This window comes from Desulfatibacillum aliphaticivorans DSM 15576 (genome assembly GCF_000429905.1).
Taxonomy (GTDB): Bacteria; Desulfobacterota; Desulfobacteria; order Desulfobacterales; family Desulfatibacillaceae; genus Desulfatibacillum; species Desulfatibacillum aliphaticivorans.
In genome coordinates this window covers 229,674-244,759 of sequence record NZ_AUCT01000003.1, presented here as the reverse complement: position 1 = coordinate 244,759, position 15,086 = coordinate 229,674, and the positions used below count along the sequence as shown (strand labels likewise).

The 15,086-nt window shown below is 54.2% G+C and carries 13 protein-coding genes; 5 read left to right on the top strand and 8 right to left on the bottom strand.

Annotated elements, in window-relative coordinates:
* Positions 1 to 222: 222 nt before the first annotated feature.
* Positions 223 to 3,051, bottom strand: coding sequence for a hybrid sensor histidine kinase/response regulator (locus G491_RS33400; RefSeq protein WP_169829390.1), 2,829 nt, complete (start codon positions 3,049 to 3,051; stop codon positions 223 to 225).
* A gap of 209 nt (positions 3,052 to 3,260) precedes the next feature.
* Here G491_RS33400 and G491_RS0105340 point away from each other — a divergent pair, with 209 nt between their 5' ends.
* Complete coding sequence (locus G491_RS0105340) at positions 3,261 to 4,094, top strand: alpha/beta hydrolase (RefSeq protein WP_012609297.1); 834 nt, start codon at positions 3,261 to 3,263, stop codon at positions 4,092 to 4,094.
* Positions 4,095 to 4,172: 78 nt separating this feature from the next.
* On the opposite strand, the gene G491_RS0105335 is transcribed toward G491_RS0105340, so the two are convergent.
* Both G491_RS0105335 and G491_RS0105330 read right to left on the bottom strand, forming a co-directional pair.
* A complete protein-coding gene (locus G491_RS0105335; protein WP_028313848.1) occupies positions 4,173 to 5,339 on the bottom strand; it encodes a heparan-alpha-glucosaminide N-acetyltransferase domain-containing protein in 1,167 nt (388 codons plus the stop codon).
* A gap of 11 nt (positions 5,340 to 5,350) precedes the next feature.
* The gene (locus G491_RS0105330) at positions 5,351 to 5,821 is read right to left on the bottom strand and encodes a winged helix-turn-helix transcriptional regulator (RefSeq protein WP_028313847.1); all 471 of its coding nucleotides are present in this window, start codon (positions 5,819 to 5,821) and stop codon (positions 5,351 to 5,353) included.
* Positions 5,822 to 5,976: 155 nt separating this feature from the next.
* Here G491_RS0105330 and G491_RS0105325 point away from each other — a divergent pair, with 155 nt between their 5' ends.
* The 3 genes from G491_RS0105325 to G491_RS0105315 all read left to right on the top strand — a co-directional run bounded on the left by G491_RS0105325 (position 5,977) and on the right by G491_RS0105315 (position 7,659).
* Positions 5,977 to 6,258, top strand: a complete 282-nt coding sequence (locus tag G491_RS0105325; protein ID WP_028313846.1) for an enoyl-CoA hydratase/isomerase family protein — start codon at positions 5,977 to 5,979, stop codon at positions 6,256 to 6,258.
* A gap of 217 nt (positions 6,259 to 6,475) precedes the next feature.
* Entirely contained in the window at positions 6,476 to 6,874 is a 399-nt protein-coding gene (locus tag G491_RS0105320) for a PaaI family thioesterase (protein ID WP_012609301.1), read from the top strand.
* A gap of 41 nt (positions 6,875 to 6,915) precedes the next feature.
* A complete protein-coding gene (locus G491_RS0105315; RefSeq protein WP_035217792.1) occupies positions 6,916 to 7,659 on the top strand; it encodes a sulfite exporter TauE/SafE family protein in 744 nt (247 codons plus the stop codon).
* Positions 7,660 to 7,666: 7 nt separating this feature from the next.
* On the opposite strand, the gene G491_RS0105310 is transcribed toward G491_RS0105315, so the two are convergent.
* The 3 genes from G491_RS0105310 to G491_RS0105300 are packed head-to-tail and all read right to left on the bottom strand — an operon-like array spanning position 7,667 to position 10,486.
* Positions 7,667 to 8,725 carry a hypothetical protein gene (locus G491_RS0105310; RefSeq protein WP_028313844.1) on the bottom strand — a complete coding sequence of 353 codons (1,059 nt, stop codon included), beginning with the start codon at positions 8,723 to 8,725 and terminating at the stop codon, positions 7,667 to 7,669.
* On the bottom strand, positions 8,726 to 9,031 hold the full coding sequence (locus G491_RS0105305; protein WP_028313843.1) for a hypothetical protein: 306 nt from the start codon (positions 9,029 to 9,031) through the stop codon (positions 8,726 to 8,728). It lies immediately after the preceding gene.
* 18 nt (positions 9,032 to 9,049) lie between these two features.
* Entirely contained in the window at positions 9,050 to 10,486 is a 1,437-nt protein-coding gene (locus G491_RS0105300) for a pyridoxal phosphate-dependent decarboxylase family protein (RefSeq protein ID WP_028313842.1), read from the bottom strand.
* A 306-nt stretch (positions 10,487 to 10,792) separates the two neighbouring features.
* Here G491_RS0105300 and G491_RS0105295 point away from each other — a divergent pair, with 306 nt between their 5' ends.
* Positions 10,793 to 12,319, top strand: coding sequence for a Fic family protein (locus tag G491_RS0105295; RefSeq protein ID WP_028313841.1), 1,527 nt, complete (start codon positions 10,793 to 10,795; stop codon positions 12,317 to 12,319).
* A gap of 519 nt (positions 12,320 to 12,838) precedes the next feature.
* On the opposite strand, the gene G491_RS0105290 is transcribed toward G491_RS0105295, so the two are convergent.
* Both G491_RS0105290 and G491_RS0105285 read right to left on the bottom strand, forming a co-directional pair.
* Positions 12,839 to 13,366, bottom strand: coding sequence for a carboxymuconolactone decarboxylase family protein (locus G491_RS0105290; RefSeq protein ID WP_012609306.1), 528 nt, complete (start codon positions 13,364 to 13,366; stop codon positions 12,839 to 12,841).
* A 25-nt stretch (positions 13,367 to 13,391) separates the two neighbouring features.
* Positions 13,392 to 15,029, bottom strand: coding sequence for an FmdE family protein (locus G491_RS0105285; RefSeq protein WP_028313840.1), 1,638 nt, complete (start codon positions 15,027 to 15,029; stop codon positions 13,392 to 13,394).
* Positions 15,030 to 15,086 lie beyond the last annotated feature (57 nt).

Below are 15,086 nucleotides of genomic sequence, written 5' to 3'. Positions count from 1 at the left end.
TTTTTGATGAAAAAATTGACCGGAAGCCTTTTAACGGGGGCCGGTCAGCAATCAGCATTGTAAAAGCCCCCGCACCTGAACGGCGGGAGCTTTATTTGCTGCGCGATTTCCGGGGCAATGAACTTATCTCCCCGGCGGTCCGACAATTCATAAGGCAAGAGCGAGGAAAAGCGTAATGCGTCCCCGTGAAATTCATCGATAGAATATTATGGCGGCCCGGCTTTAGCGGCCTGTGCTCTTCTTGAAATCATCCAGCACTTTTCGCACGGTTCCGGAAAACTGAACCAACGACAAAGGTTTGGTGCAAAAGGCCTGGATCCCCAGTTTCGCGGCCTTGGCGCGATCGAAAAAATCGCTGTGCCCCGTGCATGCGATCACCGGAAGGTCCGGAGCAAACTCCCGCACCTTGTGTATCAACGCTTCGCCGGTCATGATGGGCATGGTCTGGTCCGTCACCAAAAGGTCGACGGGCTCCCCCCCTTCCTGCAGATATTCCAACGCTTTTAACGGGCTGGTAAATATGACCGGCTTGTATTGCAGCTTTTCCAGCAGGTTTTTTCCCAACTCCGCGATGGAAGGTTCATCATCGACGAAAACCACGCGCTCTCCCTCGCCCAGGGCGATGGATGGTTTCTTGGGCGCCTCCATAATCGCGTCCTCCAGCCTGGGAAACAGCACGGTAAAGGATGTCCCTTTGCCCGGCGTGCTTCGCACGGAAATAGAACCGCCATGGGCTTTCACAATCCCGTGGACGACCGAAAGGCCAAGCCCTGTGCCTTGCCCGGGCTCCAGGGTTGTAAAATAAGGATCGAAAATTTGCGCCAGGGTTTTGGCGTCCATGCCGCGGCCCGTATCCGTGACCATCAATCGTATGGCCGGAATCAGCAGTCCCGGCGCCTCCATCTCCAATTCCCAGGCTTCCGCTTCCACATTATCCAATAAAAGGGACAGGGTTCCGCCCTTTCCGTTCATAGCCTGGACGGCGTTGGTTCCCAGATTCATGATGAGCTGCTTAATCTGGGTGTCATTGCCTTTGATAGGGCAGGGCTCCGGAGGGATTTTAGAGTTCACCACAACTGTCGCCGGCAGGGTGGCTTGGAGCAATCTAACGGCGTCGGCCGCCAAAGACCCCAAATTGATAGGCGACTTTTCCATCGAGTCCTGGCGGGAGAATGTCAGGATTTGGCTGACCAGGTCTTTGGCCCTGTGGGAAGCGTTCAGCACTTGCTGCAGGTTTTCCCTGGATCTTGTTTTAGGCCTCATGTCCGACATGGTCAGTTCCGTAAAGCCCATGATGATATTCAAAAGGTTATTGAAATTATGGGCGATGCCTCCGGCAAGGGTGCCGATGGCCTCCATTTTTTGGGCCTGCCGCAATTTGGTTTCCAGGTGCTTTTCATTGGTCACATCCCGGATAATGGCCATGGCCGCGGGTTCATCCTCCCATTTGATCCGGACCAGGTTGGCCGTAGCCCATTTGGTGGCGCCTGAACGCGCAACAACCCTTAGGCTGAGGGATTTATGGGGTTCGTCGGAGTCAAGCAAGTGCTCAAAGGCGTCCCGCGCCCGCCCTTTATCCAGGGGATGAATTTGTTTAAAAACGTCAATATAATTCGTCTCATTTCCGTCATATCCCAAAAGGCTGCACATGGCCTGATTGGGGAATTTCAGGACGTTGTGCTGAATGATTCCAATGGCCTCGTTGGCGTTTTCCACCAGCAAGCGGTACTTTTCCTCGCTTTGCTCCAGTTCCCTTTTGGACTCGATCAGGTTTCTTTCCGCTTCCATGCGGCCCGTGATGTCCAACACCACGCCGTTTGTGTATTCCGGCCTGCCCATGTCGTCAAACGTGTTGCTGGCGATTACCTTCAGCCACCCGCTCCGGCTTCCATCGGGATGACAATATCGGGCGCTCCTTTGAAAGCTCATTTGATTCATGGAGATAAGCATCCCCTGAGCAAAAGCGGTCCTGTCGTCTTCATGAATGATATCCCACCATGTATCGAAATCCATGGGATTTTCGATGCCGAAGATGGTTTTTAACGAAGGGCTGGCAAACACGACGGAGACGCTTAACGGATTCTCCGGACTGTATTGCAGGCGGTACACGGCGAAATTGGCCGGGGCCTCCATGAGGGAGCGAAGCTGCTTTTCGTTGTTTTCAAGGGATTGTTCGGCCCGTTTGCGTCTGGAAATATCCCGCATGATGACGTTAAGGGCGATCACACGGTTGTTCTCAAACTGCCGCGTGGTCACAATTTCGACAAAAAACGGGTCTCTGCTTTTGGGCTGAAACAAGAACTCCACGGTCAGGGCGTCTCGCTTCTGGGCTTGCTCCGGAGTATAGTCGCCTAAAAACCGTCTGTCCTTATCCTCCACGACAAAATCCAAAAAGTCCCGCCCTTCAACCTCGTCGCGCCCGTATCCGGCGAATTCCTTAATGGCCGGACTGCAGTAGCGAATTGTGCGGTCCAAACCAACGGACAGCACCACGTCTTTTTGGTTTTCCGCCAAAAAACGGAATTTCTCCTCGCTCTCGACCAGGGCTTCCTGCGCCTGAATCCTGGCGATGGCGTTGCCCACCGTGGTTGCTATAAGTTCGATGGCCGTGCGGGCTTCGACGGGCACAGCCTTGAGTTTGTGCGAAGCCAGCCCAAAGCAGGCGATCACCTTGGCGCCATGCATAATGGGAATAAGCCCCATGCCCGACAGATGCTCCGAATCCAGGCCTTTGATCTGATTCCAGGGAGGGGAGCCTGCATTGGCGTATATGGGTTGGCCATCCAGGATCAAACGCATTTGCGAAGAATCCATGGCCAGCCGGAGTAATTCATTCAAAAAGGTTTGGGAAAGGCCTTTGTTTGCAACTAACCGTGCTCCCTTAATGGGATCGATTAAATGGACGCTGCCCACGTCCAGCCCCGTAATCTTGAGCGCTGCATCCAGACAGGTGACTGCAGCCTCGTCAATATTGACGGCGCCGGCCAGGGCTATGCTTAAATCCCGTTGGGCTATAAGAATTTCCTCGCTTCGGATTGCGCCGTCGGGCATGTTTTTTTCATGATATGAATTTTCCATATTTTTAGACTATTATATTGATTTACCCCGAGTTGGTTTTAAATTTACGCCTTGACGTGAAAGAGCAAGTGCAATAGATGCTTGATGAAAGTCTTGTCAGTTTCAAAAACTCGATTATTGGCAATGCAAAGCCCATACCATGATATTTGCGGAATAGCTCAGCTTTCGTCCGGGGGTGCATAATGGAACACTTGGAAGGAATTATTCAAAGAGGACCGGGGCAGGACCTGTATTACCAGCGTTGGCGCCCGGATCAGGACGCCAAAGCGGTTTTGGCCATTGTCCATGGGTTTGGAGAGCATAGCAGCAGATACGCCAATGTGGTGAATGTTCTGGTTCCCGCCGGATACGCCGTGTACAGCTTTGACAACCGGGGGCATGGAAAATCCTTTGGAAAACGGGGCCACATCAGCAACTGGGAGGATTTCCGCACCGACGTCTTCGCCTTTCTCCAACTGGTGCGGGAAAAAGAGCCGGACAAGCCCCTGTTCCTCATGGGACACAGCCTGGGCGGCCTTATCGCCCTGGAATTCCTTCTGCGTTTGCCCGACGGCATCGACGGCGCGGTCATCTCAGGCCCTGCACTCACCCAGGGCGCCGTCAGTCCTGTGCTGCTTCTGATCGGCAAGCTGATTTCCTACGTCATACCCAGCTTCACCCTGGACTCCAAGCTGGAGTCCAACGACATCTCCCGGGATCCCAGAGTGGTCATGGACTACAAAAAAGACCCCATGGTCCATAGCCTGGCTTCGGCCCGATTCGGCGCCGAAATGGGCTCCGCCATCAAATGGGTGCGCAAACACGCTGGGGATTTGAAAACGCCGATCCTTATCATTCACGGCGGAGACGACCGATTGGTGGATCCCAAATGCAGCAGGGAGTTTTTTGAAAAAATAACCATCGAAGATAAAACGCGCATTGAATACGACGGCTACTTCCACGAAACCCATAATGATTTGAACTGGGAAAAGCCGGTTTCCGACATTTTGGAATGGCTGGATAAACGCGTGGGATAAAAAAAATTTCGCTTTTAAAGCGCAAAAGGCCCGCCGCCCCAATGTTTTTTAGGGGCGTTAAACGCCGGCGCCGACGGCTTATTGCTTCATTTCCAGGGCGAAATACCACATCATAAACCAGATGACGGCGTCGGTCAGGGTGAAGGTCCAGGCTGTGGGAACATGCGTTGCATCTCCGCCGAAAAGCGTTACCGCAGCAATCATCAGGATCGCGGTCAGGTCAAAATTTTTTCTCGCCATTTTAAAAGGCCAGGCGTTTTTTACGGCCGGCCATAAAGCCTTTGCCGCCATAACCATCAAAACCAGCACAGCCGCGGAGGCCGCGCCCCCTGTCAGCAGGAATGCGGCGTTCAGCCCCGGATGGGTGCAGATCAGGTCCATGCCGCCGAAAATCCCCATAAACAGAACCACAGGTACATATGCGGCGAAGTGAAGCACTACGAACAGCAGCAGGTTTTTGGAAATGTATTCACAAGCCTTGGATATCCGCGTCAGGGAGTAATAGACGGGAGTCCAAAGCCTGACGGCGCTTGTCACAAAAATGACAAAGCCCAGGCCGGTTAAAAAATACGGCCCGGACATGGGCCAGCGAATCAAAACCAGGTTGCTCCATACGCCCATGCGCCCGGCCAGGCCCAGCCCCAATCCCGCGGACAATAAAATGGCGCCGGCCGCCAAGTCCCTGGCCGGCTTCCCTCCCAAGCGGGAAAAGACGATTCCCGCCAGAACAAGCCCGCCCCAGGGGATTAGGGGAAAAGATCCGGGCATGCCCAGGCTGAACACGTTGCTTACCGAGGTGAAGGGAAAGATAAACAGGGCGGCGGCGATAAGGACTGTCATCAATCCCCAAAGCCGGGTCAGGGAGCCGGAAAAACTCTCGGCCAGGGCGGCCGCAGCCTGCCAGAACCACAAAAACCAAAAAAAATCCGAAGCCAGCAATCGCCTATGAAACAAAAGGTTTACGCACAGGGTCAGGTAGAAAAAATGGCGGCTGCGCACCCGCATTTCGGCCGGACCTTTGGAGAAAAAACGGTCGAATGTCATGCCGAAACTGAAGAAAAACAACGGCGGGGCCAACTCGAAAAAAAATTGCAGGATCCTGCTCGCTGCGGTCAGATGGGGCAGATGATAGGAAAAATGGGCGGCCGTCATGCACACCACGGACAGGGCGCGTAAAAAATCCAGGCCCGGATCCCGGTCCAAAAATTCAAAGTCCGTCCGGCGTTGGTTGGCGTGTTTGCTCAAATTCCCCCCGGCTAATCTGCCTCCTCCTCGCTTTTATCCAGGCCGGGGCCGCTTTCGTAACTCACGTCAAAGGCCCGAATCTCCTCCCGGCAATGGGCGCAGCACATCATGGGCTCCAAATCGTGCCCGCAGGTCTTGTGGTGCAGCCTCAAAGGCGGCCCTTCCTCGCCCGAAAGCCATTTGTCCCCCCAACGCATCAGCGCCAGTGTGACCGAATACAGCTCCACGCCCTTTTGGGAAAAACGATACACCACCCGCCTGGCGTCCTCCGGGTCCTTCTTCTTGTTCAAAATTCCGTTGCTGACCAGGGATTTCAAACGGTCTGACAAAATATTGGAGGCGATCCCAAGATTGGCCTGAAATTGATCGTAATAGCGGACCCCAAAAAAGGCCTCCCGCAAAATCATGAAAGTCCACCGGTCTCCCAATATTTCCAAAACCCTGCCCACGGAGCAAGTACGGTGATCTTTGTTTTTTTTCAAAGTATTTTCAATCCTTTCCGAAAAATTTTTATAATTATAAAAAAAATGCTTGCAAATAGCAAGTAAAATAAGGCAGGATAAATTTACTTTTTATTTGCAAGTAAAATCAGCGGCCGCAATTCCTCAAAAATCCCAACCAAGGAGAAAAAGAAAGAATGAGCCAAGACATTTTAATCCTGGAAATGGACGGAGACGTCGCACGGATCACCCTGAACCGGCCCGAGGTGCGCAACGCCCTGAGCATGGAGCTTTCCTACCGGCTGGTGGAGGCCGTGGAGACGGTCAAGCGATCCACCAAGATCAAGTTTGTGGTTTTCAAGGGAGCGGGCGACACCTTCTGTGCAGGGGATGACATCAAGGAGATGTTTCGGTGGGTGGAGGACGAAGAAGGCCAATATACCTTGCAAAAACGAAAGATAAGCATCGCGTCCTTTTGAAATTGTTCTGAAATACCCTGAGCGGCGGCAATTTGGATTTTCCCGTCCATGACTGTTCGCGCCGCTTTGGTTTGCTTTGTTTTTCTTTCCGGGTTATAAGAACGGCGCAGCATATGTACTATGGGGTCAAGTCTACGTTTGACGCTTGAAACCCCAAAAAACGCCTCAAACGTCAAACGTAGACTTGACCCCATTCCCTACAGAAGGAATAATCAACGTGAGCAAAAGACTGCGGGAAGTCATTTCCAATCCATTGCACGTATTTCTGGGCGTCACGGACATCAAATCCGAAAACGGATGCGGCGAGATCGTCCTGACGATCAATAAAAACGTCATCAATCCCCAGGGCACATTGCACGGGGGAATTATCTACACTCTGTCGGATGTATGCGCTTATGCAGGGCTTCTGAGCCTGTTGGATGACGATACCGAGGCCGTCACCCACGACATCCAGGTTTCGGTCATGCGCGCCGCCATGCTGGGGGACGAAATCCGTTTCAAATCCGAGGTGATTAAAAGGGGCAGGAGCATTTGCTTTTTGCAGACCAAAGTCACCCTGGGAGAAAAAGTCATCGCGACGGCGAAGATCACCAAGAGCCTGATTCCCATGTTTTAAAAGAATCTTCCTTGCCCGTCTGTTTTCAGGAACGGAGCCTCATGTTGGAATCCATCGATCCCTCATTATTCATCCTGGCGGGAATCGTCCTGCTGTCCTACACGGTGCAGACTTTTTCCGGGTTCGGCTCCACCATTATCGCCGTCACCCTGGGCTCCCATCTGTATCCCATTCCGTTTTTGCTGCCCATTCTGGTGCCCCTGGATCTGTTTTTAAACGCTTACCTTACGACGCGTCACCGCCGGTTTATCGATAAGCCGGTTTTGTTTAGACAAATTCTGCCGGCCATGGGCGCGGGCCTTTTGATTGGCATGGCCTTGTTCAGCCTGGCGGAAGGGGTTTTGTTGAAAAGGATATTCGGGGTGTTCGTGGTGTTGCTTTCAAGCCGGGAGTTGTGGATCAGGCTCAGGAATAAGACCCGAATCAGGCCGTTGGAGGCCTGGGGCTTCAAAGGATTTACTGCAGCAGCCGGAGTGGTGCACGGGATTTACGCTTCCGGCGGGCCGCTGTTGATTTACGCCCTCAGCCGCCTGAACATGCCCAAGGCGTCTTTCAGGAGCACCCTGGCGGCCCTGTGGACCATCCTGAATCTGGTCCTCACCGCCTATTATCTTGTTTCCGGAAGGGTCACGGGCGTCACCCTGACCTACAACCTGCTTTTGTTTCCCATGATCCTATTGGGAATTGTGATCGGGGAAAAACTGCACGTTTGGATTAACGAGAACGCCTTCACTATCCTGGTGTTTGTCCTGCTGCTGGGCGCGGGGGCGTCCATCATATTTTGATCAAACGTCAATCCGCCGCCTTTTTACCCACCAGCCCCAACATCAATAACAAAATCAATGAAACCGCCATTACTCCTACAAACACCAGCATGGTTTGCCACACGCTCCATCCCCACCATAAGGGGGCGTTGACCAGAACCGTTCCCCCTCCCACAATGGGCAGGGCGAAGGCGTTCATCACGGCGATTTCATAAGCCACGGGAGTGCGGAACTCAGGGTCCACAATGCGCAGCAGCAACAGGCCGCAGGATACCGTGCCCGTTACCGTGCCGAAGATGGCGGCCGTGCGCTCCAGGGAGTAGCCCGGAACCCGCCTGCCGAACCAGATTATGACCAAAGTGGTGCTCAGCCCCACGGCGATGGATATAGCGGCGATGGGCAATATGTACTCCCAGACCACTCTTAATTGGATGGCCATGACCGTGGCGACAATCAGATAATCCACGGACCAGCCGGTGATCCGGCGCTGCACCCCCGGGTCGGCAATGTGTCCCAGTCCGGCCAGGGACATAATTTTTTGCAATACCAGGGCCGCGCCCAGGCCGAAAAAGAAGAAAAAACCCCATAAAATGGCGCCCACGTCCGGCGGTAAGAAAGAAGCCGCCATTCGGATGAAGGCGTAGGTCAGCCCGTACACCACGCCGATCAGGGCCGCCTGAAATGCCATGGTTTCGGCGTTGCCCGAGTGGATGGTCAGCTTGCCTGCGTTTTCGCAATCCACGCCCGGGGAGAAAACGCCCAACACGCAGTCCGGGCTGAGGTTTTCTCCCCCGTGAAAAGCCCGCCCCTTGCGCATGCCGTAGTTCACCAAAGGCACGCCGACGAAAAAGGAGAAAAAATACCCGACGGCGGCGAAGGTCAGGCCGATAGTGGCGCCGTCGGCGAACCCCACCGCCTCCCAGGCCTTGCCGATGGACAGAGCCTGGCCCGGGCCTTCGTTAAACCCCAGGGGGACCAAAAACCCGAAGGTGCTGAAAAGCTCAAAGCCCAATGCGCCGAAAATCAACACGAACAGGCCGCCGATCACCGCCTGCATGGGAAAGGTCAAGCCCTGGATCAAAGCCATCTAGGCTGGGCCTTTCACGCCGGCGATTTTCGCCCCGGCTTCGTCTTCCGCATCGTTCCGGGTAAGGCCCACGGAGATGAACGATACGTTAAAAAAATGATACCCGAAGTTTTCCAGCGCATCGGTTTCTATGTTCAACAATCCGGTCTGCATGGCGACGAGCCCGGCGAATCCTCCCACAAGGCAGCTTGGGAATAGAAATTTTTGGATAAAGGCGACTCTGGCCCGCAAATAAAGGCCCATGATCAGAAAGAAGGATAACCAGGCGAAAACCAGCATGGAGTTAAACTCAAAGGGCGCATTCATAGGCGTCTCATGCTCCGGTTACTGCACAAACAGGTCGTTTACAAAGCTCACCAGGATTTTTTTCCGAGCCGGGGCTGGCAGCAGGTTCAGCACCCCGTTGATTTCCGCCATGCGATCCGGCAGGCCTTGCCCCTCCAGGCCGGCCATGGCCAACAGCCCGTTGATATCCTCGTCCGTGGCGTTGGACAAATCCAGGTCCTGAAGCATGGGCCGCAGGGAGGTCACCAACTCGCCTTCCGGCATGCCAGCCGCGATGGCCGTGCATTCCTCCAGGTCTTCCAGGAGCTTGTCCTCCCACCCCACGTTGGAGGCGGACACGGAAAGGTGGATGTGCGCCGGGCAATTGTCGTAGGACAGGGCCGGCTGGATGTACCATCCCCGGGAGTTCATCTCGTCGATAATATGGAAAACGTTGACGGAGTCCGAGGTGAAGGCGATGAGCGTCATCTGGGGTTGGGCCAACAGCCGCAGGCCCTTGATCCTGGGGATGCCGGCCGTGATTTTCTTGACGGCTTCCAGCTTTTTCCGGGCGATTTCCAAATACCCCTGATCCCCGATGCGATTCAGCACGGCCCAGGCCGCAGCCATGGGGCCGCCGGACTTGGAGCTTTGCACCGCATTATTGATGATGGTGTACCCGATCCATTCCGCGCAGGCGAAGATCTGATGCTTGCGCAAGGATTTGTCCCGATACATGACCAAGGAAGCGCCTTTGGGGCAATAGGCGTATTTGTGGAGATCCATGGACATGGACGAAACCCCGGGTACGGAAAAGTCGAAATCCGGCACAGGCTCTCCCAGGCGCTTGAAATAGGGCAGCAAAAATCCGCCCATGCACGCGTCGACATGAAGCCACAGATCCGTTTTTAGCGCAATTTTCCCCAAATCCTCGATGGGATCGATCACGCCCTGGGAATAGGTGGGCGCGGACCCCACCAGCATAATAGTGTCATCAGTAATCGTTTGCCAGACAGTTTCGGGGTCTACTTGGTATGTTTGAGGATCTACAGGAACCTGGAGCACTTTAAGATTCAGGTAATGGGCGGCCTTGTAAAAGGCGGCATGGGCCGTGGTGGGCAGGATGATTTCCGGGGCTGTAACTCCAGGCCATTCTTCCCGATAATAATCCCGGGCCGCCTTAACCGCCAGGATGATGCTTTCCGTGCCTCCGCTCGTGAAGTTGCCCACCGCCTGATCTCCGCCCCGCAGGTGTTGGGCGCCGAATGCGGCAAGCTCCTTTTCCAGCCTTTGCAGGCTTTGGAACACGGTGAAGTCCAGCCCGTTTTCCGAAAGGAATTCGTTGTACGCCTGCTTGGCCGTATGCTGCACTTCCGCGCCCGGATCGAAGACGTATCCAAAAACCCTGCCGTCCTTCCACTTGACGTCGTTTTTCCGAAAGTCCTGTAAGGCTTCAAAGATTTTGTCCTCAGGCAATCCCTTCTCAGGCAGCTTCATAGAATCCCTCCCCGCTCCAAGGTTGTTGTCATGCGAAATTGGGATTAAACTACCACAAGGCGGATTTTGCTGCAATTATTTCCGGCAAGGCTCAGGGGGGCTATTTTAATTCCTTAAGGGCATCTGCATAGCCGCAACCGAATAACCTAAAAACGCCATGACACGATAACCTAAAAATCGCACAACCGAATAACCTAAAAATCACTTGACACGATAACCTAAAAACACTTAGGCTTGATAACCTAAAAATGCTTAAGCATAATAACCTGAAATTCCGCCAAGGTATACATTTATAAGGTTTGGAAAATGGCGCCGACGAAAGAAAAACTCGCGCAATCCCTGGCTGTCCTGAAAAAACTGCAGGACAAAGGCATTGTTGCGATTCATACAAAAAATATGACGCGCACGCACCGGGAGCGTCTGGTCAAAAACGGGTTCATTAAGGAAGTGATGAAGGGATGGTACGTTCCGTCCCGCCCGGATGAACCGGCTGGAGAGAGTACGGCCTGGTATGCATCCTACTGGAGCTTTTGCGCGGATTATCTTGAAGCAAGATTCGGCGGCCAGTGGTGCTTGTCTCCTGAGCAGTCATTGCGCATTCACAGCGGGAACTGGAGCGTTCCCGGTCAATTGGTTGTTCGCACCCCCAAAGGAGGCAACAAACCGGTAACCCTTCTTCACGGGACGTCCATCCTGGACCTGCGTCTAAAACTGCCGGAAAAAAAAGATATTACAAGCAAGGAAAATTTGCGGATTATGACCCTGCCCGCCGCCTTGATTGCATGCGCTCCCAGCTATTACCCTAATAATGCCGTGGACGCCCGGGCGGCGCTTTCCATGATCTCGGACGCTTCCGGGATTTTACACAAACTTCTCGAAGGCGGACACAGCACAGTAGCCGGAAGGCTTGCCGGCGCTTTTCGAAATATTGGGAGAGGCGACATTGCCGACAATATCGTCGAGGCCATGAAGGCCGCCGGATTTAGCATTATCGAAGACGATCCTTTTGAACAAAAACCTTCCATTGATTTCAGCGGCCGGGAGCGTTCTCCCTACGTAAACCGGATTCGGATGCACTGGGCGGATATGCGCGGCGTTGTCCTGGAAAACTTTCCCCAGGCTCCTTCACCGCCCATGAAGGTGGATAAGTATCTCGAGCGTGTGGATGAGATTTATCTTACCGACGCCTATCATTCCCTTTCCATCGAAGGATATCGCGTCAGCAGGGAGCTGATTGACCGCGTTCGCTCGGGCGATTGGGACCCGGAAACAAACCGGAAGGATCAGGAATACGCGGATGCTCTGGCTGCTCGCGGATACTGGCAATCTTTTCAGGCGGTAAAAAATAGTCTGGCAACGATTCTGAACGGCGGCTCCCCGGGGGCGGCGGCGGGTAGGGATCATTCCACATGGTACAGAGAGTTATTCGCCCCGGGCGTCAACGCGGGGCTTGTGGCCCCGTCCGACCTTGCGGGATACCGTAACCAGCCTGTCTATATCCGGGAATCAAGGCATGTCCCGCCCAGATGGGAGGCTGTGCGCGACCTTATGCCTGCATTTTTTTCGCTATTGGAAGGGGAGAACGAACCGGCTGTGAGGGCGGTTTTAGGGCATTTTTTCTTTGTTTATATCCATCCCTATATGGACGGGAACGGCCGCATGGCCAGGTTTTTGATGAACGTCATGCTGGCCAGCGGCGGCTACCCGTGGGCAGTCATCCCCGTTGAAACCCGCAGCCAATACATGGCCGCCCTGGAGGAAGCCAGCGTAAACTTGAACATAAAGCCCTTTTCCAGATTCTTGGCGGAACTCGTTCAAAAGGGAATGGCGTAGCGGCGACTTTACGGCAAGACCGTGCACTCCCATTTATTGCCTTTTGCAAGTGCTTTCGAAAGGCCAAGGTTTAACCTGGCATCACGAAAGAGTAGTTGGGGCGCCCGCGGCAGCGTCTTTGTTTTATGCTGCCGGGGTCCGTAAGGATTCTTTTTTCAAAAGGCAGGGGCTGACGAACACCCGGAAAGGGTCAGTCTGCAAAAAGGAATCATAACAGTTTGGAGACAAACAGGTTTATTACGATTCACAGGTTATGGGAAATGATCAGGCATGAAAAAAATGCTTACGCACACTGGCAGGATACTGCTCCGCCGGCGCCGCCCAAACAAAAAATTCAGGCCTTAAGGCGGGGGCGCCTATTGATTTGGGGCATTTTTTTAAAGCGCGGAGTCAACGCCCGGCGTTTTGATTTCCGTGTGGTCTGTGCTTTCCGTGGTTAACAGTATGACTCAAAAGGAACGCCCTCTCTGAATCGATTCCAGGGAGGGCGTTTTGGATTATCAAAAATAAATTGGCGGGCTATTCCGACATTTTGAAGATTTTAAAGGCCATGCCGGCGGTGATCATGCCAAGTCCGTGCTGGACCGCTTCGAAGATGTCCTGTTCGGCCCAGCCCATATCCTTCAGCGCCGCGATGTCCTCGGCCGAGGACATGGCCGGGTCCTGGGTCACTTTGAGCACGTACAGGAGCATGGCCTTGTCCTTGTCGTCCAGTTTGGCCTTGGAGGGATCGGCCTTGACCGCGTCGACGTCCTCCTGGGAGAGGCCGCCCAGCATTTTGAGCATGCCTTCATTTAATGCGATGCAGTACTCGTATCCCTCGTTGTAGGCCACCAGCATGCGGATGTGGGCCAGCAGGGGGAATTTCAGGTTGGGATGGGAGATGTAATACTTCAGGCCGTTTCCCTGGGCTTCCACGAAAAATGGGCTGATGCTCATCATCTGCATGGGCAGGGCCACCGGGGCGCCCATGTTTTCAAAGATGGAATAGGCTTCCTTGGTGACTCCCGTTGCTTCCTCCGGTTTGACGGTCTTGAGTAAAGGCATGTCTTGTCTCCTCTTTTTATGGGGGTTATTTGCCGAAACCGCATCTGGGGTAGATGCATGTTTTGCAGTCAAGACAAAAAGCGCCGTGGCCCATTTTGGCGAGGTCCTTGCGCGTGATTTCCAGGTTCGCCAAAAGCCTTGGCAGTAAAAGGTCGAAGCTGGTGCGTTCGTGGAACAAGGCGCAGGCCGGCACGCCGATGACCTGGGTTTCGCCCATGTTGGCCAAAAGGGTCATGTTTCCCGGGAGGATGGGGGCGCCGTACAGCAGGTTTTCGGCGCCGGCGTCCGTCAGGCCCAGGCGGGTGACGTCGTCGGGATCCACGGAGAGTCCGGCCGTGGTCACCAAAAGATCCACGCCCGCCTCCACGAATTTTTTGGCGCAAGCGCTGATGGCGTCCCTGTCGTCAGCCACAATGTCCGAGCAAATGACCTGGCTTCCGTAATGCTCCACCTTTTTTTGAATGATGGGCGTGAATTTATCCTGCACCAGGCCCTGAAAAACCTCGGTGCCTGTGACCAGTACCCCGACTTTGGCCTGCCGCATGGGATGCACCTGATACACGGGCCTGTGCACCAGACCGTCCATGGCCTGATTGAAATACTGCCTGTGCAGATACAGGGGCAGGGCGCGGGTTCCGGCCAGCTTGTCGCCCTTTTTGACCACGGTGTGGGAATGCCGCCCGGCGCAGGCAACGCCCAGGACCGAGTTGAATGCCTCCAAGGCCAGGACGTCCACGGTCAACAGGCCGTCCCGGTCCGCGATGATTTCCGCCTTGCCTTCCCTGGGGTTATCCGTAAAAGCTGCGCCGTCGCCTGCCATGGCCTTGGCGAAAGCCAGGGCGGCTTCGTCCTCATGCACCCACTCGGCGCCGGGATTATTTTTTTCAGCCGTATACACCCGGGTGCGCCCCATTTTCTGCAAACGGCACACGTCCGCGCCTTTAAGCTGTTGGCCTTTTTTGTAGAGCGGGCCTTTTTCCTCGCCGGGGATGATCCGCGTCATATCGTGCAGGGCGTGCATGCCTTCGGATTCCTCGACATTGACGGCCGTCAAGTCCGGGGCGGGCGATATGGATAGCTCGGGCGTCTTGGCTGCTGTCACGTAGGGATTTTGCCCCTGGCACGAAAGGCACAGGCTGCCGTCCTCCCAGGGATAGGCTTCGCCGCACTGCCTGCAGATGTCAAAGCCTTTGCGCCTTTTATGGTCCACATACTCGGGCTTCATTTGGACTTTCGCCAGGGAGCAGAAATCCGCTCCCGCATCGGAAATCTGTTTCAGGAGAAGCTCGAAATTTTGTTCCTTTTTGGGTTTTAATTTGAAAAACCAGGATTTTATTTCCGGCCAGGGCTCCAGTTTGGGCGGGTCCACATAAACCCGAATCCCTTCGCCGTCGAATTTCTCGAACATGGTCAACGCGAAGAGACCCATGTTGAGAATCTTAAGCCAGCCGTTGCCGATGGTGCATGGAGTTAAAAGCTGGATGGCGTCCGGCAGGCACGCCCTGGTTTCGCAAACGGCGTCAAAAAATTCCCCTTGAGGGAGGTTGTTGACGGCGGCGTCCACCATAAAGCCGCCTATGAGCATTCCCGGCGCCAGGTGGCCGTGGAAATTTTTCACCATATCCAAATAATGTTCGTACGTGTTGCCGCAAATTGTCTTCATCAAACTTCCTGAATAAATTTTGGGAGTCCCAGTTGCTTGGTGTTGATGCCACGGCCT